Source organism: Paenibacillus sp. FW126-R14 (assembly GCF_058789495.1).
In genome coordinates, this window is sequence record NZ_JBYTBS010000002.1 from 220146 (window position 1) to 245878 (window position 25733).

The following is a 25733-nucleotide window of genomic DNA, read 5'->3' on the forward strand; positions in this document are numbered from 1 at the left end:
GCAAAAGTCATTTTTTGCTTTTTTCCGTCATACTGGATGAAAATGGCGAAGTCCATGCATTCGACTCTGCACCCTTATGGGAACTCCATTCCCTTATTTGGACACAAAGTGGATTTTGGGGGTTGGAGGGGGAACTACAGGGCTTTATTTCGGGAAATGGGACTCCATTCTGCCCAAAATGGTGAAATAGCGGACCCTAGTTCCCACTCCCCCGCTCAAAAGACTGAACCTGGCAAAATAACGCCCTGTAGTTCCCCTACTGTCCCGTGTTGCCTCGTATTGCCCCGTGCTGCCTTGAAACCGGCACTCGCTGCACCCGAAAAGGCTGCGCTCACGCCCGCCCAGCAACGCCAAAAGGACGTCTTGGACTGATACATCACAGTCAGTCCAAAACGTCCCCTCGTCATTTTACTCTAAAATCTTTTGTGCCATAATCGCCAAGTCCATAATGTCTACTTTGTTATCGTTGTTCAAATCTGCTTTTTTATACTTTTCCCAATCTGCGTCGGCGGACGACTTCCCGTATGCAGCAGCCACCATGCCTAAATCGGCAATGGAATATTTGCCGTCTCCATTAAGATCACCCGGGAACGTGACGGTTGTGATTTGCAAACTGTGGACAACGCGTTCGAGCCCGGTTTCCACCCCGGCCCCATCGGCCAGAATTGCTTTAGATACTGTGATGCTGGTGCTGCCCGGCTGCGCAGTTGATTTGACTTTCCACTTTAGCTTCAGCAGGCGGTCATTGATATTCCCGGCTCCCGCCCCCAGATTGGCCACAATGAAACGAATTTGACCGGGCGCCCCAGCTTTATCCACGATCTTGATGCCATCTTTCAGCTCTTCCACACCTGTATACTCTATTAAATTAGGGTCGTACGTGATGGTCAAATCCTCGGCGTACACACTGCCGGTAACGTTCGCGAATCCGAGGTCAAGATCAAACGACTCATTCGCCTGAACAGCCGCTGCCCCCGTCAAAGTCGCTGATGCAGGAATATTTGGCTCCGGAGCTGCTGCCTGCAGCGGTCTGACGACAATATAGTCCAGTTCGTAGAATCCTGTGCCTTTCATGAACGTGATCGTGTTGGAGCCCTCGTTCAATTCGACTTTCATCGGGACGGCCATAAATCGTCCCCAACTCTTCGTGCCTTGCAGCTTCATCGCTTGTTCTTTGCCGTTCACGATGATTTTGCCTGTCGCTGCCGTAAAATCGCCGCCATTGGCAAACCAAACATCAACGTTATACGTACCTGCTGAGGGAACCTTTATATCGGCAAACTTGACATAGCTGTCCACATAGTCAATTTCGCCGACATAGCTGTTGCCGGAAGCATAACTGTTGTTCGTATTCACTTTCGCTTTGAATATCTCAGCCTGTTCAGCCTCATACTTGATGGACGCGACGGAATCGGCATTCTCGGTCACTTCAGGGAAATAGCTGACCCGCAAGTTCTCCGCTCCGAATGGAACCAGGGTAATATGCTCCGTCGGTTCCGAAGAGAGCAATGGACCGACCGGCGGTTCCGATGCTTCTACATTATTGGCTGATTTGCCCCAAGACGGAATTTTCTTCGCTTTCGCAATCAGCTTGACCGGACTTGTCGCTTGAATGAAGGGGTTCTCCGGCATAGGTCCTTGCACGACCTCAATGGAATTTTCCGGATGTTCACGGTCAATTAACAGCCCGTAATTCCATGGCGTCTTGGACAGCACACGGTACTGACTGAAGCCAAGTCCTGCGGCATTAAAGCCTGGCACGGCAGCAATCGGATTAGACTCAACCTGCCAATTTTCTTCAACTTGAAGCGAGAAAACGAGCGGTCCGCGTTCGATGCCGACGGAATTGTTGACCCATGTCGATGTTTTCAGCTTCATCGGCACTGTTAGAACGACACGATCGCCTGCCGCCCATGTTCTGTCAATCGTGACGTATTCCCCGGCTTTCACAGCCGGCTGCGCTTGGCCATTCACCGTCACGGTCGGTTGATTCGCCCATGCGGGAATTCTTAGCTTGAGCGGAAAGCTTACGGATTCCGAAGTGCTCACTTCAAACCCGATTTGATCTTCAAACGGGTAATTTGTTGTTTCTTCCACGGATACGTTCGCGTTCTTAATTTTGGTCGATACGCGGCTCGGTCCGTACGCAATGACACCCAGGCCGCCGTCCGGCGTTGCCGCCCACATGTTTTTCACGAAATACGGCCAGCCCATGTGCATGTTGAATCGACAGCAAGGGAAGCCGGACGTCGGCGAAGGCATCATCCCGTTATCATAGTTCTGTTTAAAATTATGATCCGCAAGATTGCTCTCCACTTGATTAGGCAAAGAATAATACTGATGCAGCTTCAAATTCTTATCCATGGCGCCAGGCAATGAATTGAAAGCAATTTTCTCAAGCGCGTCTCCGATATGGGGATCTCCGAGAATCATGGCGGCTTCCTCATTGCTTTGCATGCGTTCGGTAATCGCACAGAGCTCGACGCCCTGCGTAGAAGCGATGCCGGCCAGCATCTCCGTACCTGAAGGCATTCCCGTAATCTGCGTATGCTTGGTCAAATTGTTCACACCCGCTTGGAACGCGTCACGATCTTTCGCGTCATGCGATCTTTGATAGTAAATGGCGGGCATCTTCATCGCTTCATTCACATTCACAGTATGCGTCGGCTGGAAGTCATTGCCGAAATTTTGAAACCCGTCATCCGTGAATATGTCGGTATGCGGGTAGCCCTGTCCGGCAAGCGTATCCGCCAATTGCAAGAGAAAGGCGTCGTCTGTCCGGTTATACAGCCAGAGCACCGTATCGATGTTATCGCCGACGCGCATTTTGCCCCAATCTCTCAAAGGTCTGGCAGGCAGCTGTGCAGCTTGATAATGGAAATAGTTTGTCATGAAAGGAAGCACGCGAGCGTCATTCGTCGCTTCATAATAGTCTTTCATGACATAGAGCGCGACCATGCGCGGCCACCAATCGTCACTGCTTTTCGGCCCGAAAGAACCATCGGCTTCCTGACTGGCCAAAATGGCTTCAATCCATTTCTGCGACTTGGCAATTAAATTTTGGTCCTTCAGCGTGTAAGCAAGAGGGACCAAGCCCTTCAAATAATAGACCGGACGTTCCCAGTCCGAGTCCGGCGCCGTGCCGCCAAGCCAAGCAGCATTCGTACTGAGCTCGCCGTACAAATCCTCTGCATATCCGGTAGCTCCGTCGCGCTGGAGTTCGAGCTGCTTAAGCAGCCACCCTTTTGCTTCGATCGAACCAAGCGGCAGCGGGATAAAAGGCGTTTGAACAAGCGGAGCTTTGTTCGCTACAGGCGAGGCATATGCTTTATCCGGCACCACATATTCGCTTGCGATCACATTATCGTAGCTTGCTTGCGCACGGTAACTTCTTAATCCGATCCCGCCTTTTGTATATTTCTGCGGGCTAGCGTCGGTATAGGCGAGAACAGGCGTATGTGAGTCGTTGACATACACTTTAATCTCATCCTGATAAGTGACGATCTTCATGTGATAGAAACGATTCGGATCGACACTGTCGAAAACTTTCACTTGCTTCAGAGGCGTCCAGTTATTGTTCATACGGCCAAGGGTTACTTTGCCGTCTCCGCTTAAACCGGCGTAATAGCCTTTGACATTATCCGCCCCGGGCGCTGCGCTTTGCGTTTTGAACAGCAATCCGGCATCTCCCGTGCCTGTGTCGGTTGGCAGTTTAATATCGCTTTCCAGCGTCATATCTTGGAACTGCGCATGCTGGGCAATGATTTTGTAACCGTCGCCTTTATTGACCGTGATGGCTCCCGATTGCACTTTCCAGCTTCCATCGACCACGTTCCATTGATCGATCGGTTGCTCAACCGGCGTATCGAAATTGTCCGCTAACAAGATGTCGCCTCCGACCGATTTCACCACGATATTGTCGTACGACGGTATGGAATTGTACATCCTAACCCCAACTTTGCCTTGCGTATACGTGCTGTCCGTTTGCTGCAAAACCAGCACATCGTTCACATACACATTGATCTGGCTGCCTATGGCAGATACCTTCAAACGGTAGTCCGTATTCGGGTTAATCGTGACGGCCGCCCGCTTCAATTCCGTCCAATTGTTGTTCATTCGGCCGAGCATGACAGCTCCGGTTCCGGTCGCGCTAAGCCCTGCATAGTAGCCTCGCACATTATCAACGCCCGGGGTTGCGCTTACTGTCCTGAATAACAGGCCGGCATCCCCGTTGCGATCTGCCACGCGAATATCAGACTCCATGGTGAAGTCGCCCAAGTCATCCTTGTTGGAGACCGCCTTATAGCCTTGCCCTTTCGTAACCGAAAGTCTGCCGGAGTCAATAGTCCACGGACCTTCAATGGCATTCCATGTATCGTTGATTTTCATAGTATCGAAATGATCTGCAAAATAACCGGGTATTTTTTCTATTTCCGCAGCTTGCACCGGATAAGGGGAAAGCATGGTCAAATACAAGGCAAAAATAAGCAGTTGGACAATTACTGTTTTTCCTTTTACCACAGGACACCTCTTTTCTTATAATCAAACGATCCTTGCTTCAAGCTCACACAGGTAATACGCGTTATCGGTCGTCAGCTTTCAAGCTGCCTCCTCCTTTCTAAGAATGTGGAACCCGCTCATGGCCCGGCCAGATGGCTAATCTTCTCGCTCAGTTCAAGCGGATCGACCATATGAAACGTGTCCACCACAAAGCCGTTCTTATCAATTAAAAAGACAGTGGGCAGCGCGTGAAGCTCATACAAATCAGCGGCATGTTTATGCTCATCGAGCAGGATCGGATACGTGAGATTGTTCTGCTTGACAAACTTTTCGATGTTTTCCGGTTTTTCTTCGGTACTCACGTTAATGCCAAGAAAATCAACCTGATTCTTATACTGCGCATACAGCTTTCTCAATTGAACGACTTCAACCGAACAAGCCTCACACCAACTCGCCCAAAAATGGATCACAACCGGCTTCTCTCGTTTGCCCCCAATTGAATAATACGAGCCGTCCAATGCCTTCAACGTAAAAGAAGGCGCTTTCACATCGTTGGCTCCCGGCCTGTCCCCCGAGCTGGCCAGATTCACAATGCTCTCCAGCTTATGAACATCCAGCCTCTGTCCTTCGCCGGAAATGGGCTCCGTACTCTTGTGCGCGACATGCAGGTACAATGGCAGGCAGGTTAACAAAAGAATGCCAACTAGCACACTGATCATCTTTTTCATATGAACCTCTCCCTGAACGCTGTTTACTCTGATTATATCTGCCGCAAAAAAGTGCGTCTTTACGCTATTAGGCTAAAGTTTGCGCAATTCTGACAAACATTCAGGTCTGTACACCTTCCCATTGCAAAAAAAGCCGCCCCCCACGACATAACCCGTGGGGAGGCGAACTTGTTTACTGTAAAATCAACTGAGCCAAAGCTGCCAAATCTTCGATGTCTACGCGACCATCATTGTTCAAATCTGCGATTTTGTACTTCTCCCAATCTGGGTCTGCGGATGTTTTGCCATAAGCGGCTGCAACAATCGCCAAGTCACCGATCGAGTATTTACCGTCGCCATTCGTGTCACCAGGTTTCGGAGTAATAACCGATTCATTAAATCTTTGGAGCGCCTCATTCAGTTCAGCAATTGCCTGAACAACCTGAGCAGTGGTCGCACTCGCATCGTTAGCGACAAGGCTTGCTTTGTCGATAGCCGCTTGCAGCGCTGCTTTGGAACCAACCGGATACTGGCCGATAGCCGTGCCTTCTGTAGCAGCATCGTGCTTGCTCTGAGCTTCAGCGATGCGTGCTTTCAAAACGGTTTTATCCACAGCTGCAAGAATGCGGATGCTTTGAGTGGCTCCGTCCACTTCTGTTTCTGTACCTTCTCCGCTGGCCAGAACGAGATTGGAGAGCTTGACCGTAGTGGTTACATCCTCACTCGCAGCCTTTGCTTTCCAATGCAGCTTCAATACATCGCCATTGACGCTTGCACCCTTTACATTGGCCAAAATGAAGCGGACGCTGCCCGGCCCTGCTTTTTTATCGACGATGATTAAGCCATCTTTTAAGCTTTCCGCAGAAACGAATTCAAGCTTATTCGCATCATACGTAATGCTCAAATCTTCGGCATACACATTTTGTGTAATACTGCTCAAGCCAAATGTCGAATCAAAAGATTGTTCGCTTGAAACCGTTGCCGGTCCGGTCAGCGACGACGTCGGATCATTGACAATCGGGCCGACGGAGAAGTAATCGAATTGCGCCGGGATCGATGTGCCATCGGACGTGGAGATCGCATAGAGCCCGACCTTCGGATTCGTTAATTGTACCGTAACCGGATCTGCGGCTTGCTTCCAGCTGGAACCGTCCCAATAATAGGTCGTGTAAACGTTGCCAACTTTACTAATTTGCAGGAAGGACGTATCGAAACCGGGATGTTTCGCCATATGGCCGGCTTTGGTGTAGACCGTGCTTTTCTCATACGCTGTTTCTAAGGATTTTCCTGTGGAGCCATCAGTATCCCAAACATGTCCGAACCGCACGTAGTTATCTTCGTCCTGCCAGACGAACAGTCCGGCCTGCTGGAAGTTCTTCCTTACCTCGGCGGTCACTTTTGTCGTGATGACGAAATCGCCGCTCGGCGCATTTTGCAAAAACACATTTTTAATCGCATTTGAAGTCCCGAAGCTGTCGCCGGTTAGCGTTTGGATCGTCAGTTTACCGGGATTGGTCACTAGGCTCCAGTTCGCGTTATTTTGACGATAAATGCTCCAATTGCTGTTTAGCGTGGTGCTGTCGAAATTGTCTACCGTGGAACCCTTAGGAAGCGGATCGTTCACCCCGGCGAAGACGGTTTCCTTTTCAGCCGATAGCTTGCTCAGCGATTGCTGGTAATCGTTCGCAGTGGCTTGGCTGTCCGCAAGCACCTGCTTAGCCGCTTGAATGACGCCTTGGAAGTGCTCCAGCACATTTTGCTTATATTGGCCCGGCTTATCGCCTACGACCAGCTTGCTGTATAGCTGCTCAGCCTCTTGAATGCCGCCGGACAGGTCGTCAGCATTTACGGTGCCGATCAATTCACGGTGCGCTTTGGCAATGCGATCGAAGTCCAGCTTCTCAACCTTGCGGTCATAAGAAAGCAATCCGTTAATTTCGTACTCGACATCCGTAATTTGCGTATAAATAGCTGCGCTCAAGCCAGGGTTTGCTTTGAGATTTTTCAATTGATTAATATAGTCGATGTATTTGTCTGTAATTTCTTTTTTACTTTTCATTTCTTGATACGAGAACACGAGCGGACTCCATTCATGTCCAGGCGTATGCAAGCCAAGGCCTCCGTATTCGCCCAGCACAGCAGCACGTGTATCCGTAGGCTTCGGAGAGTTCGGAGCCGGATAGGCATGCATATCGACCAAGTCGCCTGCGCCGGAATCCTGCCAACCGCTGGCGTTGTTGATGAGACGTGTCGGATCCAGACTTTTCACATAATTGGTCGCGTCCTTGGTTTGCTGTCCGCCCCAATCGAACTCGCCCCAGCCTTCGTTAAAGACCGTCCATTCAATGATGGATGGCGCGCTGCGGAGCTGATCGACCATTTCTTTATATTCCTTAAGCCACTGCGTTTTGGCAGCCTGTGTAATATCTGCGCCATGGTTGCCTTGGCGGTCCTCCAAGCTCGGCATATCCTGCCATACGAGAACGCCCAGCTTATCGGCCCAGTAGTACCAGCGAGCCGGTTCCACTTTAATATGTTTACGGATTGTATTCATACCGACACGTTTCACAGCTTGAATATCAAATTTCAAGGCATCTTCGGTCGGAGCTGTGTAAATCCCGTCAGGGTAAAAGCCTTGATCGAGCGGGCCCATCTGGAACACGAATTTGCCGTTCAAGAGCGGTCTTGTAATGCCGTCTACTTTCCCGAGTTTAATCTCTCTCATGCCAAAATAGCTGTCGACTTGATCTACAACTTGGTTCCCATTTTTCAAATAAACTTTCAAATCGTATAAGAATGGATCATCCGGTGTCCAAAGTCTTGGATTCGGAACGGGAACTTTCAGTCCCGTACCGGCTTGCCCGCTAATTCTTCCGACCTCTTGGCCGCCCTTAAAAGCAACGGCTTCCACCGTAAGATTGTTGGTAGCTCCCGCAGGAACGGTTAGTTTCAGCGTTTGATTCGCAAGATCAGGCGTCATATCCAGCTTTTCAATATGCGCCGGAGCGACAGGCTCCATCCAAACCGTTTGCCAAATACCGGAGACCGACGTATACCAAATGCCGCCCAGCTTTTTCACGGTTTGCTTGCCGACGGCTTGATCTTCGCCATTATCCGTGTTATCCAATACATGAACGATCAGTTCATTATCGCCCGCTTTTAATTGATCGGTAACATCGAAGCTGAACGATGTGTAACCGCCTTTGTGGTCGCCAACCTTTACGCCATTGACGTAGACCGTAGTCAAATAATCGGAGGCGCCGAAATTCAATAGGACGCGCTGCCCGCTCCAATCGCTCGGAACCGTAAATGATCGCTTATACCACATGAGATTCTCTACGCGTTTAATGCCCGAAAGCACAGACTCCGCCGCAAAAGGAACGACGATTTTCTCCTTCAGCTTTTGCCCGGTTGGCAGCGCATCCCCGGCTTTGGCAGATTGGAACTCCCATTCCCCGTTCAGATTTTTCCATTTGTCGCGAACAAGCTGCGGTCTCGGATATTCAGGCAGCACATTGTCTTTATCCACTTGGCTTGCCCATGGCGTCATGATTTGATAGGCAGAATCGTTTATCAACATTTTCTCGAATGCTTGGACGGCTTTTCCATCCTGATCTTTCAGACCGCCTTGTCCGTCATAAGTGGCCTTAACTAACCAAGCATCCTTTGAATACACCGGATATTGGAAGGTAACGATGACGGTGCTGTCGTCGCCTTGTTTGAGCGCTGCCGAAGCGACCGGCCAATTGCTGCCCATCACGTTGAAATTAAGGTGATTAACGAACCCTTCCGGCAGCTGCTGCACAGCTTTATCCAGCTTTACTTCCGCTGTGGCGCCATCCGCAGAAACCTTGCCCACATAGGAGAAAGTGCTTGGCGGGGTTAAAGCTTCTTTCGGTACGGCTGATTTGGGTACAGACGGACTCGACCAACGCATATGAATGTTCGATCCGCCGGTATGTTCGAAATATTCAACTTTAATCGCATATTTCTGTCCTGCAACCAGCGAGATCGGCGCCGCCACCTGCTCCTTGTCCCAATCGTCCACCCAGTGATCAATGATAAGTTTATTGTCGATCCAAAGACGGAAGCCGTTATCTCCAATGATGGAGAACGTGTAATCTTCGGAAAATTGGGGCTCAATGAACCCGGTCCAACGTACGTTCACATTATCCTGCTGCCCTGTTAAAAGACCAAACGCCTTTTCCAAATCGCCGAAATCCAAATTCGGATCAAGAACGGTTGATTTTAACGTACCAAAGTTAAACTGCGGAGAGCCCAGATTCGTATAGTACTCTCCTTTTAAGCCGTGAACAACAGGCTCGTTTGCCGATTCCGCTGCTTGCGCCTGCAAGGTCATCAACGGAGCCGTTGAGATCGTGCCGAATACATAAGCGGCGATGAGCAGCTTGCTTAACGTCTTCTTAAACTTCATTCTTTTCCAGCCTCCTGATCATAATGTTGAATGGGGTGAGAGCGCTGCTGAGCCTCTCTCTTTTTGCAAGAACTCCTTTCATTGGAAGATTACAGATACATTATGTATCATTCGGTGGAGGAAGTATTTAAGTTAATCCGCCTTTTTGTACGTTATTTTGTCAAAAGATTATAAATCAACTTCGCCGCGTGGGCATGTGTTTCGCTAACGGACCTCATTGTCGTTATCTTCGATAATAGGCTTATGCTCCTCTATAGCGGACTCCAGAGTCGTTAATAGACAAGAAAGCACGTAAATACGCGCAGATTTCGTGAATAACTGCTTTGGGGTCCGTTAGCGTTCATTCAGGGCTGAATTCCTTCGATTAAGGCCTGGAGTGTCCGTTAGCTCCCCGCCGATGCGATCTTTGCAGTTGCGACGACACAGCTGCCAACCCTAAATGGTCAGGTGGACACTAAATTTGAGAAAAACCGCCAGGGAACTCCTGACGGTCCTTTTGCGTGTAAACCCATACTTTTGTCCAGGGGGGAGGAATGGATGTGGGGTTGTTCCAACCGCTGTTGAAATCGTGTCTTTTGAATTTATTTTGCGGTATATACACGATTTCAAAGGCGGCCCGCCGCAAAGCGGCTTTCCACCCTCACACCCATCCCTCTTCTATTCTACTTTGAGCCGCCTTCCACTTCTTTGTTTCTAATCTGTCTGAAATCCCATTCATTCCCGTGTACACCCTTGTCATACTCCAAATACATTTCACCTTCGCATGCTTGATACCGGCTCAACTTGAGACCCGCGCGATTAAGGGGAACTCTGTTCCCCTATTTCGGCGAAAAGCGAAATATCGGACGCCTTGTGGTAACTACAGGATCTTATTTCACTTCAATGATCTACCGATCAGCTCAAAATGGCGAAATAGCGAACTCTAGTTCCCATTCCCTTGCCTAAAGAGCTGTTCCCAGCAAAATAGCACCCTGTGGGTCCCCTTTCAGCGAGACTCGCTGTCCCTGCAAGAAGGGAGCAGCGCAGCAACAAAAAAGGAGCCAAGCACGAACAAGCGCTCAGCTCCTTTATCATTCAATTAACATTTCGCCTCAAGCAGCTCTTTATGGCGAGAAATGACGATATCGATCATACATCGATATATATCTGAAGCATATTCCGGGTTCAAGCCATTGAGCTCTGAAAGCTGTGCAATCTTCTGAAATTGTTGATTCTCACGGCTGGCATCCTGCGCTTGTAAGTGATTGCTTGCTTTGTAAATTCCAACTTCTTCTGTATATTTGAATCTTTGAGCTAATAAAGCAATGATTTGCCGATCGACTTCGTCAATGTTCGTTCTAAGTTCTTCCAGTTTAGTCATCCCATGTTCCTCCCAGCTCAATCCGTTCGTGTTTCCCATCTTACATGCGGGAATCTCCGTTTTTATTTTAGATGAAAATGGGTGAACATTCAACGCTTAAAGAGGAAGAAGTGGATGGATCGTCCCTTAGTGCTCGTTATTTTTATAATCCGTCGGCGAATATCCGGTAAATTTCTTGAAGCATTGGCTGAAATATTGCGGATTGCTGTATCCGACTTTCTCCGCTACCTCATAGGACTTTAAGCCGCTCATGCGAAGCAATTCGATGGCTGATTTCATCCGGGTTTGCAGTAAAAAATCACTGAAAGTAATCGATTTCTCCTTCTTGAAAAGGATGCTTAAGTACGTTGGACTGATATGAACGTGACGGGCGACTTCTTGAAGCGACAGCCCCTCCGTTGCATAATGGCTCTCAATATACGCAATTGCCCTATGCACCATGCTCTGCGTTTGAATCTCGCGCTGCCGGTTCGCAATGTCCAGGAAACGCGATGTGATTTGGCGAATAGAAGCAAAAATATCCTGAATCGTTTGGAAACGTTCCAATTCACTATAATACGAATAAACACTCTCGAGACTTTCCTTCATCTTCGCATTTCGATTCGCAATCTCTTCCAACTCCTTGAACAAAAGAAGGCTGATCTCAATGCCGATTAAGCGAACCTGGGCTAAGGAGACGAATTTCATTTGGAGCAGTCTTTGTTCGATATCAGCCAGTATGGCATGGGCTTCTTTTTCCAGTCCCAATTTTACTTTCATGACAAATTCGTTCTCTAACTCGTTTAAAATAATTTCCGTGGAGCTTGCAGGAGGAAGGCCGGTGTCCCAGACGGTCAACACCCTGTTCGTTCCGGTCATATGACGGAATTCAATAGCCGCCTTCGCATCGCGATAAGATCTGGAAACGTCTCCGGGTTTGTCATAAATAAAGCCAATGCCGACAGTCACCGTCGTTTTCAGAAATTTCTCTACGTTGACTCGAATCGTCTCGGCAATTTGCAGCGTCAGCTGTTCAATATGATCCTGCTCGCCGTCTGCATTGTAAATAATAACAATTTCATCGTTTTCCGATTCAAATACAATCCCCTCATAATCGCTTAGCATCGTTTCCTCTGCCACGTTCAAGATGCAGTATTTCAGCATTTCTTTGCCAAAGCGGTTCTGGTAATCGGGATAGCTGTAATCGTCAGCGGTTAATAAAATAACCACATATTTGGATTTTGGCAGCTTAATATTGAGAAATTCGCTATGGGAACGGATTTCGTCCTCCGGTAAGTTCTCTTTGATCATTTTCCCCAAAAATCTTTGCCTCAACAGCGGCATGCCTTCCAACACTTTCCGCTTCATCTCATTCTCATATTCAAGCTCGACCTTCGCCCTTTTGGCCGTATCCAAAAGCGTCGGCGTATCGACCGGCTTCAATAAATAATCAAATACCTTTAATTTCAACGCTTTATGAGCAAGCTCAAACTCGTCAAAGCTGGTCAGCATAATAATTTTCATATCCGGGTATTTCTCTTTCACCGCTTCCGTCAACTGGAAACCGTCCATAAAGGGCATTCGAATATCCGTTAACAGGAGGTCAGGCTTCACATCCGCAATCAGACTCAGCGCCTCTTCGCCGTCTCTCGCTAAACCGGCAAGTGTAAATCCGTTTTGTTCCCATGGAATTGTACGCGATAACCCTTTTCGAATAATACTATCGTCATCTACTATGATAACTTTCATTCTTAAGCCCCCCGCATTTTTATTCGTAAAATGGGATTCTAATCATGACGGTGACGCCACCACCCGGCCTGTTCTCGTAAAAAAGACCAAAACATGCCCCATAGTTAAGCTGAAGCCGCTTGTTTACATTGCCAATGCCAAACCCCGGGATACTCCCGCTATCCGCCTCTTCCCTTAAGCTATGATTAATGGCTTTTACCTCTTCCTCCGACATCCCATTGCCGTTATCCTCGACATAGAGCCGTACCTCATGGTTGGCTGCTTCGCCCCAAATGCGAATTAATCCTTGTCCGCGTTTTAACTTCATGCCATGATAGATCGCATTTTCTACGAGAGGCTGCAGCGTAAGTTTGACGATATTGCAATTCATAATGTCCGGTTCCATATCGATTTCATATATAAAATCTTCGCCATACCGCATCTGCTGTATGTACAAATAATTTCGAATATGTTCAATTTCCAGGGAGATCGGAATGATCTCGTTTCCTTTATTAATGCTGATTCGATAAAAGTTGGATAACGCCGTCACCATTTCGGCAGCATCCTTATGTTCTTCCATTTCACACAGCTGTTTGATCGAAAATAGGGTATTGTACAGAAAATGCGGCTTAATCTGCGACTGCAGCACGGCCAGCTCCGCCGACCTCTTTTTTTCTTGTTCCTCCTTGATTTGCGTTAATAAATTTTTGATTCGCAGCATCATATCCTGTATGCCTCTGCTCAGTACGCCAATTTCATTGGAAGGAACCGCTTTATACAAAATAGGCAAATTCCCGTCATCAATGCGATTCACGGTATGCGTCAATTTAATCAAAGGTTTGGTAATAATATGCGCGATGATATTAGAAAGCAAGGCAGCAGCAACAATAGCCAGCAGCATTACCATGATGATCACCAGTCCGATGGAGTTCACTTTGTTATAAAGCTCCCGTTCCGGTACGATAGCGGCAACCTTCCACTTATTGAGACTTAACGTATCGTAAACGATAAGCATTTTTTCGCCGTGTTTGTTCGTTATATTGATTTTCCCGGACGGTTCGTCCACATTCATCAAATCTTCTTGTAGGCTTGCTTCGTTAATTTCGTAACGTTCTTCTACGTTTTTAAAGCTCATAACTCCGTCGTTGCTCACGATACACAAATAACCATTGGTGCTGATCTTCGCATTGTTCAATAAATCGCTGAAAAAGCGGTTTTTCAAATTCATCATGAAAATCCCCTTCGTGCGCGATTTATCTTTGCCGAACATCCGGTATACACTGATGACCTGGGGGGCAGCCAACTGATTCTCATCATGAATGTTCAGCCATTTAATGACGGAGAGACGATCGCTCTCCAATTTACTGCTATAATCATCCAAGGAAATATTAACGGTTGAAATTAAGGAGTTATTTTGTTTATACTGCGATACTCGTCCTTCGTTGTAATAAAATAACACAGAGTCCAGCATAGGATAACGTTCAAAATAGGAGTCCAACGCTTTATTCATAAAGATGTAATCCTCAGGCTCCAAGGGTACGCCGGGATCATCTGTCTTGTTCATAATTGAGATCCATTCGGATTTATTTTCTAAACCAATCAGTTCAGCAATAAATGCGGTTAATTTGTCGCTTAACAAGCTTTTCGTTTGAGCGATCGTATCGTTCAAATTGGTGAATGCGTTTTCTTTTAATTGCTGCGAAGCGAGCATAAACGAGATCGTTCCTGTAACCAGTACAAACACAATCGTGATTGGGATGAATAACCAAATGATCGTTGACTTTAATGAACGAAATACTGGCACAGAAATTCTCCCCTAACGAACAGCATTCAGGGAGAGCGAATCATCGCTCACCCTAAAAATGGATACTGATCTCTTTTTATTTTTTCATTGCCGCTTCATAATCTGCTTTTGCTTTTTCCATCGAAGTCGCCCAGCCGTTCACGAAATCGGCTACGGTCATTTTTCCGGTCAGCACTCTTTGGAAATCAGGCTCCAGCTGCTGCGTCGTAATTTTCGTGTAATCCGGCAAATGAGTCGGCAGCTTTAAAGCGGTCGTTTCTTTATCAGCGAGCACTTCTGCGCCTTGTTGAATATGCTGCGTATTTTTCACATAATCGCTTTTCAATGAATCTGTGTTGGTAGGCATTTGACCGATACTTTGATTCCAGTATGTTTGACTGTCCGCACTCATTAAGAAGCTTAAGAATTTCCATGCCTCCTGAGGATGCTTGGAGTTTTTGAACATCACTAAGCCGTTGGCAACGGGAACGACAACTCTTTTGCCGTTATCCGCTTTTGGCGGAATGACACCTGCGAATTTATCGTTACCCAGATTCGTTACGTGGTCGTTGTAAGAACCGAAGTTATGTTGAATCATAGCGGAAGTTCCCGTGTCAAACGTTGCGTTCATCTCTTTATTGCTGTTCGTCACGTCACTTACAGGCGTATTCTTCTTATAAAGAGCAACATACTTGTTTAAAAATTCCGTAATTTTCGGATCTCTAACAGTAGCTTTGCCATCCGGTGTAAAGTATTCCGAAATGCCGGAGTAAGCATAAATCATCGATGTGAGCTGATTGATACTGCCGGCACCGCCACGAATGCTGAATCCGTAACGATTGTTTTTAATATCGGTCAGCTTGTCAATGTTGGTGAAGAAGTCGCCCCATGTTGTAGGCGCTTTCAATCCAGCGTCCTTCACCCAATCCGTTCGATACCAAAGGATATCCAGAAACATCGTGTGCGGCAAATAATACAGCTTTTTGTCCGCTGACAAACCTCGATCGAACTCTACGATATTCGAAGCAATTTTATCTTTCTCGCTCCAGTCCTTAAAGTACGGATCAAGCTCTTGAACGGCACCTTTGGCCACGAAATCGGATAACCATACCATGTTGATACCCGCTACGTCCGGGGTGTCATTAGCCGCGATGGACACATCGTACTTTTGTTTGGCACCGCTTGCCGGAATTCCTACATACTCAACTTGGATGTTCGGATTCTTCGCTTGAAAACGCTTAATTAACTCTTCGTAAAAAGGAGTCCGGTTCGGTCCAGGATTCTCATCCCAAAAAGTAAGCTTCACTTTCTCCGCCGGATTGGCTGCTTGTGCGGTAGGTGCGGTTGTTGGTTTCGGCGCTGTCGTCTCCGTGGTCGTGGAACTTCCACCGCTGCTGCACCCCGATAGCGTCAACGATAAAGCCGATCCTACTACGAATAACATCTTAAGCCCCTTTGTGTACATGTGAACATCTCCTTTAATCTTATATTCAATATATCCTAAATCCCCTTTCGAAAATAGCCTCGAAGAGTGAATTAGTTCAAAATCGATTAACCTTTTACAGCGCCTGCACTAATTCCTTGCACTAGAAACTTCTGAACGTAAGCGAACAAGATTGCCGCCGGCAGCAAAGCAATTACGCTTCCTGCAGCCAAAGCGCCATATTGAATGTCAAACTCACCCTGCATATAACGAAGTCCAACCGGCAGTGTGAACAGCGCCTTTTTACTAATCAACATAAGGGCAAATAAGAATTCGTTCCACGATCCGATGAAGGTGTATACCATGGTTGCCACAATACCCGGCACAAGGATCGGAAATATAACCAGGAAGACAGATTTCAATCGGCTGCATCCATCGACCATCGCCGCTTCTTCAAGCTGCTCAGGAATATTGGTAATAAAACCGCTCATTAATATCGCGTTGAAGGGAAGCTGGAAGGTACTGTTGATGATGACTAATGCCATTAAATTGCTCGTGAGGTGCAGCGTTCTGAAAATCTCGAACATCGGGATAAGAAGCATGGCCCCCGGAATAAACTGGGTACATAACAGCAGCAGCATGAAAAGCTTCTTGCCTTTGAACTTAAACCGGCTGATTGCATAGCCCACTAGAATAGAGCAAACCAGCACGATGAGGACGGTCAACAGCGCTACGATTAAACTGTTGAGGAAATACTTGGAGAAGCCAACGTTATTCCATGCAATCAGAAAGTTTTTGAACGTTGCAGGCATCGGCAGGTATTTGATAGGAAGCTTAGTAATGTCAGCCTCTCTTTTGAACGCGGTGACGAGCGCCCAGAACAACGGGAATAATGTGAAAACCATCGCCAGCAGCATCGGAATATACAACATAAATGTTTTTTCCACGATCCTTGGAAGAATGGGTTTAGGCTTCATCGTTTGCGAGTTAATCATGCTTACTCTTCCTTTCCATATCCGCTTAATTTCAGGTAGAACACTGCAAACAACAGCAGGATGATAAAGCCAATGACGGTGAGTGCCGAGCCGTAACCAAAGTCTTGCGCGACAATCGCTTGCTTCACGATGTACATCGGGAGTGTTGTCGTTAAATCAATAGGCCCACCCGTTCCGTTGGTCATAACAAAGATTAAGTCGACGTTATTGAATTCCCATACGGCCCTCAGCAAAGTCGTTAGAATGATCGTTGTTTTCAAAAAAGGAAGCGTAATATGGATGAAAGATTTCCATCTCCCTGCGCCATCCACCACCGCTGATTCATACAAATCACCGGGTATTGTTTGCAGACCGGCCAGCAATGCGATGGTGAAGAACGGTATTCCTCTCCACAATTCCGCCGTTACAATGGCAGGAAAGGCGGTCGTTATTTCCGAAAGCCACGCAATTTTATGATCGATAAGGCCTAGTTTTAAAAGGATATCGTTGAGCGGCCCTATTTGTTCATTAAATATAATTTGCCACAACGTAGAGGTTACAACCCCTGAGATCGCCCAAGGCAAAATGGCTGCGGACCGGAATAATCCGCGGAATTTAAAAGCTTGATTCAGCATAAGTGCGATGCCTAATCCGCATATGAGCTGAAGTGCGACCTCGACGAAAACCCATTTGGCCGAGACCCATAAGGTTGAAAGAAACAATTTGTCGGAAGTGAAAATCGTTTTGAAATTGCTTAGCCCCACAAATCCATTCTCGTAGGCTTTCGTCGGATTAAACTTCTGCAAGCTGAAGTAAAACACATTTCCGACGGGGTAGAACAGAAACACAATAATCAGAACAATCGCGGGCGCGATCAAGAGGTAAGGCAACCACTGAATGCGCTGCTTCTGTTTCTTAACGACCGCCCCGTTTACAACGGTTACATGGTTTGTACTCACTGGGTTTCCTCCACTTCAAGTTTCTCGGATTCAATTGAATCCGTTTCTATATTTCAATTGTAGGACAGATAGGCATTAGGGAGAATCAAATATCATTATCAGAGTGTTTAAGATCATTAACAGTTATTCAGAATATAAATCAACTAGAAATTTGTATAAATTAAAAATAGTGGAACAGGCAAATTTCCTGTTCCACTATCTAAACAAACTGATTTAGTTTATTTTCGTGAGGCTAATAAAGTCGAAAGATGCAGATCCGGCTACGGTAGAAGTGAAAGTAAACGTGTGAGTGCCTGCGCTTAAATACACGTTTGCAAATGCGCTTGCGTACATCCCTTGAGGCGGAGTCGGCGTTCCCACCAGAAGCTCATTTACCGGTGCGCCCACATTGGTTCCATCAATAGACAACTGTAAGGTAGCTCTGCCTGTATTTTTCTTATAGCCGAACAGCACATCGTAGTTCCCGTTCGAAGGAGCGGTTACCGTAAATTGAATAGACCCGTTCAGCGGAAAGGTATATTGCAAATGAGTTCCGCTAACTGCGCCGTTTCGAACATAGCTGCCGGCGGTGTCATCGGTAGCCGTTTGTTTGCCGGAAAGAGAACCCGTTATCGGGTAAGTTCCGGTCGGATCCATATCGTACACGACGTCCACTAATTTGATCGTATAAGTCTTGACCACCGATCCGTCTTGCGACGTCACTTGCAGCTGGTCTCCGCTGTACAGCACTGCGCTGCCCGTCAAAGAACCCGTCGCATAAACAGCACCGGTGACCGTATAAGTCGGCTTCGTAGCGTCTACCGATTCGATCTCGGCAAGCAGACTTGCAGCCGTAATACCGGTTTTAGCCATGATGAACATATCTGCATTGTAAATAGCGATAACATTTGGGTGGTCGGCAGCTTTCGGTTGGACGTATGCATTAGCAGCAAGAGCACCCACCATAATTTTGTAAGATGCCGTCGTTGTTCCATCCTCTGCCTTTACAATTAACGTGTACACGCTATTTGCCAGAGCCTGCCCTGCCGCTTGTGCGGTTCCACCTGCATTATTGACGGTGTAAGTTTGAATCGAGCCGTCTGTGGATGTAAGCTGAGCCGTCAATTGAGCAACTGTGGTCGTTGTTCCGGATACACCCACTCGCATCGATGAAAGCTCAACAGCTGCAACATTCGCATGACTCGCCGCCAATTGAATATTCGTATTGCTGCTTAGAACCGCCGGAGCAACGTTGATCGTGTACGGCGCTGTCGTCGTTCCGTCTGCCGCCGTAACAACCAAGATATCTCCGGTGATAAGCGCTCCGGAATTCTTAGCCAGACTGCTTGAATCCGTTACGGCATATGTTTGTGTCGAGCTATCGCTGGATGTCACTTGCAGCTTAACTTGATCTACCGTTGTTCCGTGCGTTACGTTCACCACATGCGCGACGGAATCAACAGCCGTCACATTCGGATGACTCGCAGCGTACTGAATATTCGTGTTCGTTGGCAGCTGCGGCGTGGCCGTCGCGCCGGTCAATCTTACGTAATCGATCACGATGCTGCCCGCAGCCGTCGCCGTAAATCGCACGGTATGAATGCCTTCCGTCAGCGTGACATTTCCGAGAACAACCGGAACAAATACATTCGCTGTAGCCCCGTTCTGGTTCGTTGGAGAACCGATATCCGTGCCGTCCAAAGAAACCTGAACCGTCGCTCTGCCCGTCGTATTGGTTTTATACTGATAACTCAGTTCATACATGCCGGTTGTAGGAACATTGACGGTTAATTCTACATAACCTCCTACGGCAACCGCACTGGTTTGCAGGTAAGCAATGCCACCCGTTGACGAGGTTGAGAGCGTAACACCAGCGCTTTTTGCAGCAGTGGTAAGTTGTGACTCTCCCTCTACGGTAATGACATTCGGAACGGAAATTTGATAATTTTTCGTTGCCGTTCCGTCCTGGGAAGTGACAACTAACACATCTCCTGTGACCAATTGACCCGACGACTTGGCATTGTTGCTGGAGTCCTTCACAGCATAAGACTGTGTTGTGCCGTTCGTCGACTCTACTTGACTGATCACATCGCTGACTGTCGAACCCAGAATGGCCGTAATGGTAGAAGTTGCTGTATCTAACGCTGACAGATTCGCATGTCCGGCCAGCTTCAGCTGGATCTCCGTGTTCTGCAAATTCACAATCGCTTGATTCGGATACGTCTGTTTGCCAGATACGGTTACATGACTAATATCTGCAAGAGAGGTTAGCGCTGAACCCCATGTATTCTTGTAGTAAGAGGAATTCGTAACGGTTATATCACTTGCATTCCTTAGTTCCAGGACATTCGGGTTGCCGGAGCCGCTGACCATTTTCACCGTATCCAAAATAGCATTGGAAACATCATCCAGTACGATGGCAAACCGATCATCATTTTTCTCAAAATTTGTCGTGACATTTTTGAACGAAAGACCTTTCACATGTTTGGCCCAGAAGCCGTAGGATGGCTGTTCCCCAATATCCGCGATGTTGTATTTCCCAACTCCCAGCTCCGGAGGACTCTTCAATGTATCAGCAAAGCTATTTCCGCCCTTGACTAAAACATCCACATTTTCAAAGTTCAGATTTTCAATGTAGCCGATGTTGCGTCCATCCGGAAGCACTGGACCCCCGTCTCCCACTTTATAGCCCGCAATGATTGGCGCTGCCTTATTCTGATTCGTATAGGCGGCCCATCTCTTGGAAGGATCACTATATTGACTTCCTCCATAAACCTGTTCAATATTAACATCCTTGATGTAAATATTTTTCACCACACCAATATTTACGTTCGTGCTTAACAGCTCATCTCTCTGTGTGCCGTTTTCCATCCATTTCATTCTAGTCGCATTGCCCCCGATCACACGTCCCCTATTTGAAATCGAAATAAAGAACGGTGCCCGCGTGCGTCTCATTTGGGCCTTATGGTGCACAGTACCCGTATGTCCATAATTCAGATATACATTTTCGACATGCGCTCCGTCATTCGTAGAAATGGAGAAGCCTGCTTTATTTCCCGCGAGCACATAAATATTATCCACATAGAGATTTTTAATGTCATCTACGGTTTCACTGCCGATTTGGAATAGATTACAGTTCGTGTCACCGATAATATTGCGGACATAATAGGTCGTTGCAGGTCTGGTAAAACCTAACGAAGAGTCGCTTCCCGGTTTTACAATATCATCGGAAGAACCTCTGACATAAATATTTTTGGCTGTAACATAGCTGCTCTGCATATAGTCGAATACATCTCTGGCGCTGCCGCTTGCATCCTTGCCATAATAAAAGTCGTGCGTGTTGATATGGTCGGTACCCGTGGCCAGCATCGCAAAATGTCCTGCCTTATCCACTCTGAGCATATTGCTGATATCCGTATTCTTGACTTCATTGGTACCGTCCTCATTAATGCTTTGAATATAATAAGGTTGGTCCGTGGCAGGTGAATTCGTCTCTTGGTACCACAGATCGAGACCGTTGTCCAAGCCGCCGAATTCGAAGTTTGTACACAGCTTCACTGTAACCATCTTGTCTGTACGATTGTCAGCAGCGTTATTCATGACTCCGTCACTCGTCGTCAGATTCCCATTGCCAGTAATTCTGCCGTTGCCAATGATCTTGATATTATCTAATCTTTCACCAAAAAACATCGCGTTTCTAAAATAGGTATGACCTACATCCTGCTTAGTCATGTAATTTTCAGGATCTCGATAGGGTCCGGTGTCCGTTGCCGATGTACCCGCGCGATAGGCTTTATCCGAGAAATAAGTTGTCTCTGGAGCATCTCCGCCTTTTAATGCTGAAATTGTTGCATTGCTATGGATGTATAGATAGACGTTGCTTTTAAGTTGAACCGTTCTCACATTGAAGGTGCCATTCTCAAACAATAGTGTGCCGCCGCCCAAAGAATTCAGATACACAATCGCATCGTTAATAGCTTGCGTATCATCAGCCGTACCATTGCCCTTTGCACCCATCAGCTTAGCATTGAATTTGCCTGTATAGAATTTGGCAATGTTGGAATCTCCGCTATTTTCGCCACCGTTAACTACAAGCTTAAAGTAGTACTCAGAGTCCGGAGTCAGGTTAGCGACCTCCACTTCGCTCCCTTGAGCACTGATCGCAGCTTGACTTTCCGCCCAAGTGACTCCCTTATTCGTGGATTGCATCAGCTTAATGGATGTGGCATTCTTAGCAGCACTCCAAGTAAACTTTGCTTTCGTATACGTCTCTGCGTTTTCTTTATAAGTAAGACTCTTATCCAAGATACGATTGAAATTGCTGACCGTATTTACGGCTTGCAGACTCACAGACCCCCAGGGACTAGTTAGTACTTCAGGTTCGGAAGTTGTATAGGAGGCTTCAAATTGATAACTGCCTGCATCTATGGCCACTCCCTCGAAAGTAATTTGCAGATCGGCTCCATTGGCCGGTCGCAAATCAAGTCCCTTAAATGTAATGAACTGGCTGCCATCCAAATTGTCGGTAATCGCAACCGTACCAACCTTTTGGAACCGGTACCCCGCTCCCACTCGGCCTATCGATTGTGTTTCAAGCCCTGAAAGCTTTACTTTACCTCTGCCAATAACATTGACCGATGTATTATCCAAAGTGGCGCCAATCCCTTTTGGAACCTTAAGCACAACCTCTGTTGCGGGACTTCTCATGCCTGCGAAAAAGTTCAACACAACGTCGGATTGCGTTTGTGCCGTTATTACGCTATTTTCCAACTGCAGTTCGCCTCTTAATGCGGCCTTGATCACATTGACGGTATAATTATGCGATTCTTCTCCTGCAGTTACCGTTAAAATGTCACCCTGAGCGATCGGATCCGTCAACTGCTTCGTTCCGCTTCCACCTTTAACTGCGTACGTTTGGGTCGCCGAAGTTTTCGAAGTAATTTGCCCCAGCAGCTCACCTACTGTTTTTATGGCCAAAGTAGTAAGACCCGCGCCTTCAGCTGTATCGACGGTGTACATATAAGTGTTCCCTGATGTAACGCTAATCGCATCTTTTGAGATATCACTGACATAGTTATATCCCGGATTTTTGATTTGAATGTCCGTTGCACTAGCAGTCACACTGCTTTTCTCAGGAACTACTACGGCTATGCCGGCCGTGCTCGCTTTGGTGCTGTCGGATGTTCTTGTTACTTCCAATATGATATTCACAGTAGTTTCTGCGCTTGGAGGCACTATGGTTCCATTAAGCGCAATCACTTCTGTGTTGCTTGATGTCTTAATTGCAACAATAAACCCTGCGGGTACGGCTGGCAGCAATAATACAGTGCCATCCTTCGATGGTGCCGTAATCGTTGTCATTTCCGCTGCAACTTCTGCCGCAGTTCGTTGGACAATGCTCCTCGCAGGCACAACTACCGCAATGCTTACCGTGCTCGCTTTGCTGCTGTCGGATGTTCTTGTTACTTCCAATACGATATTCACGGTAGTTTCTGCGTTTGGAGGCACTATGGTTCCATTAAGCGCAATCACATCTGTGTTGCTTGATGTCTTAATCGCAACCGTGAACCCTGCCGGTACTGCCGGGAGCGTTAAGGCAGTGCCGTCCATCGCCGGCGCTGTGATCGCTGTAATGGCTGCTGCCACTTGGGCGGCTGTTTTGACGGCTTGTTCGCCTCCGGATGAACCGCCATCAGAAGAACCCCCTCCAGAAGAACCCCCTCCGGATGTTCCTCCACCCGATGCCGTCGGCGCAGCTACATCCGTTTTCACGCCATCCGCAACAGTGACATGCGCCGGCTTCGGTTCCATCTTCACGCCGTCCGCATTAATTACGGCGTTTTCAATGCTGCCGCTGCCTTTTACATCCACTTGCGCGTCCGCTTTAAAGTTCGTTACGGCAGCGTTCGCTCCCATTTGTACGGTCGTGCCACCAGCCCATTTTTGAATATTGACATTGGCAACTTTTCCGCTTAGAAGCTCAAGCGATGCTTTGGATTGGATGTTGATTTGATCCACCGTACTGCCGTCCAAAACAATGCGAACTTTCCCATCCTTTTTAAGAACCATTAATGGCCCTACAAGCTTCGATTTGCTAATGAGAATGCTGTGCTCTCCGCCACCCCGTACAATGGTCTGGCCTTTCACAGTTACATTTTCCATCGACATGTTTCCATCGCCTACACCTTGTGTTATGTACAAGTTGCCTTCGATCACCATATCTTTTAGTTTTACATCCTTGGTGTTAATCACTAAGTTAGAGGATACATGACCGGTGTATGTCTTGGCCTCATTATTCAATTCTCCAACGATTGCGTCGATCATTTTGACGAATTCCGCTCTCGTGATGTCGGCCTGCGGATCGAAAGCGCCATTCTCGCGCCCGGATACATATCCGCCTTCCAGAAGTGCGTTTACAGCCTCCTTGCTCCAGCTTGCAATAAGGCCGGCATCAGTGAAACGATCCGATATGTTATTGTCTTTCGCTTTTAGATCAAATGCCCGGGAAAGAATGACTGCCGCTTCCTGCCGGCTGATCGGTGCCTCCGGTCTGAAATTTCCCTGATCATCCCCGGATACGATCCCCGCTTCTGCAGCTTTGGATACATCATCCGCATACCAAGCGCCTGTTGTTACATCCGGGAAGGAGAGATTCGCTCTATCCGTATACCCAAATACCCGGTTCACCAAAGAGACAAACTCCGATCTGGAAATGGATGCATCAGGTTTGAACATTGCGTCTTCATACCCTTGAATCAAGCCTTTCTGCGACCAACGGTTGATCTCGTTTGACGCCCAGTGACGGGCAACGTCTAAGAAATTTGTCGAAACGGCAGCAGTATCGGTCGTAACCTCGACTGCTGAGGGTGTCTCTGCTGAAGCTACTCCTGCACCTAAAGACGCCGATGAAAATAGCATCGATAGAACCTGAATAGCTGCAAGCGCTTTCTTCGTGCTTTGAAGCATGTGGTGTCCCCCCTTACTTGTAATACTTTCATTATAAAATAAATGGCTATACCAATAGAGTTTAAAATTTTTATGGGATTGTTAAAAATCTTTTCAATAGCACCGATGTTCTGACTAAAATTGTTTATTTTTGTCATTTGGTGTAACTTCGTGAAACCCAAAAAAGCCCTCCCCCCTGGCCGGGAAGAAAGCGTAGGCGTCAGCTGCAGTTGCATCCTTTTCAACTATTTCCGTTATAGGCTAATGCTTCTTCCGTGATTCGTTTGATATCGACCGGTGAAGTAATTTCGTCGTTAACCATATCCGGCAAAATGTTGTTCAAAAAATAATCAACGCAGTATAACGGGATGCTATTTATTTTAATGAGTGCGTCGCGGTACATTTTAATGAATTCTTTCTCTGTGTTTCCTCGTTGAAGCTCAGCGAATGCCTCATACACTTGATCCATTTTATCTGCTACTTCTAAAATCAAACCTTCCATGGAGCTGTCTTTTCCCTCGCGCAGCTGTTTATGGAAAATGTCTTTATACTCTTCGGGAATCTGTTCTTCGATAAAATTATAAACCATGCCTTCTTCTACTTTTTGAATTAATAAACGAAGCTCCGGCGAAGCATGCTTGACAGGTGTTTTGATATCTCCAATGAAAATTTCACCGTAATCATGACTGCTTGTAATTTCATAAAGCTTCTTCCAATCAATGCTTGCGCCGTTTTTTTCCTCAATGTCCGCAAGAGTTTTGGCGTATTGCACGACTTTCCATGAATGAGCGGCGACACTATGTTCCTCAAACTTGAACTTTCCCGGGCAGCGGATAATTCGTTCCAAATCATTTAAAGACCTGAAATATGAATGGATTCCCATACGTTCAATCCTCCCTATTATGTTAAATAGCTCGTCCATTTTATTCATGATCTCACATTTATAAGTATACTAGCTGCC

11 protein-coding genes are annotated in these 25733 nt (G+C 47.1%); all 11 read right to left on the minus strand.

Annotated elements, in window-relative coordinates; all coding sequences use genetic code 11:
- Positions 1 to 408 precede the first annotated feature (408 nt).
- The 11 genes from AC3WRW_RS02345 to AC3WRW_RS02395 all read right to left on the minus strand — a co-directional run bounded on the left by AC3WRW_RS02345 (position 409) and on the right by AC3WRW_RS02395 (position 25655).
- Entirely contained in the window at positions 409 to 4521 is a 4113-nt protein-coding gene (locus AC3WRW_RS02345) for a 3-keto-alpha-glucoside-1,2-lyase-like domain-containing protein (RefSeq protein ID WP_492544610.1), read from the minus strand.
- Positions 4522 to 4637: 116 nt separating this feature from the next.
- The gene (locus AC3WRW_RS02350; protein ID WP_492544612.1) at positions 4638 to 5228 is read right to left on the minus strand and encodes a TlpA family protein disulfide reductase; all 591 of its coding nucleotides are present in this window, start codon (positions 5226 to 5228) and stop codon (positions 4638 to 4640) included.
- Positions 5229 to 5400: 172 nt separating this feature from the next.
- Positions 5401 to 9642, minus strand: a complete 4242-nt coding sequence (locus AC3WRW_RS02355; protein WP_492544614.1) for a PA14 domain-containing protein — start codon at positions 9640 to 9642, stop codon at positions 5401 to 5403.
- 1078 nt (positions 9643 to 10720) lie between these two features.
- Positions 10721 to 11002: a chorismate mutase gene (locus tag AC3WRW_RS02360; RefSeq protein WP_492544616.1), complete on the minus strand. Its 282-nt coding sequence runs from the start codon at positions 11000 to 11002 to the stop codon at positions 10721 to 10723.
- 126 nt (positions 11003 to 11128) lie between these two features.
- Entirely contained in the window at positions 11129 to 12730 is a 1602-nt protein-coding gene (locus tag AC3WRW_RS02365; protein ID WP_492544618.1) for a response regulator, read from the minus strand.
- Positions 12731 to 12749: 19 nt separating this feature from the next.
- On the minus strand, positions 12750 to 14513 hold the full coding sequence (locus AC3WRW_RS02370; RefSeq protein ID WP_492544619.1) for a sensor histidine kinase: 1764 nt from the start codon (positions 14511 to 14513) through the stop codon (positions 12750 to 12752).
- Positions 14514 to 14589: 76 nt separating this feature from the next.
- Positions 14590 to 15936, minus strand: a complete 1347-nt coding sequence (locus tag AC3WRW_RS02375; RefSeq protein WP_492544621.1) for an ABC transporter substrate-binding protein — start codon at positions 15934 to 15936, stop codon at positions 14590 to 14592.
- A gap of 107 nt (positions 15937 to 16043) precedes the next feature.
- Entirely contained in the window at positions 16044 to 16910 is an 867-nt protein-coding gene (locus AC3WRW_RS02380; protein ID WP_492544623.1) for a carbohydrate ABC transporter permease, read from the minus strand.
- Positions 16911 to 16912: 2 nt separating this feature from the next.
- Positions 16913 to 17848: a carbohydrate ABC transporter permease gene (locus AC3WRW_RS02385; protein ID WP_492544625.1), complete on the minus strand. Its 936-nt coding sequence runs from the start codon at positions 17846 to 17848 to the stop codon at positions 16913 to 16915.
- A gap of 213 nt (positions 17849 to 18061) precedes the next feature.
- Positions 18062 to 24793, minus strand: a complete 6732-nt coding sequence (locus AC3WRW_RS02390) for an S-layer homology domain-containing protein (protein ID WP_492544627.1) — start codon at positions 24791 to 24793, stop codon at positions 18062 to 18064.
- 220 nt (positions 24794 to 25013) lie between these two features.
- Positions 25014 to 25655 (minus strand): YfbR-like 5'-deoxynucleotidase, encoded by a 642-nt coding sequence (locus AC3WRW_RS02395; protein WP_492544629.1) that lies wholly within the window; start codon positions 25653 to 25655, stop codon positions 25014 to 25016.
- Positions 25656 to 25733 lie beyond the last annotated feature (78 nt).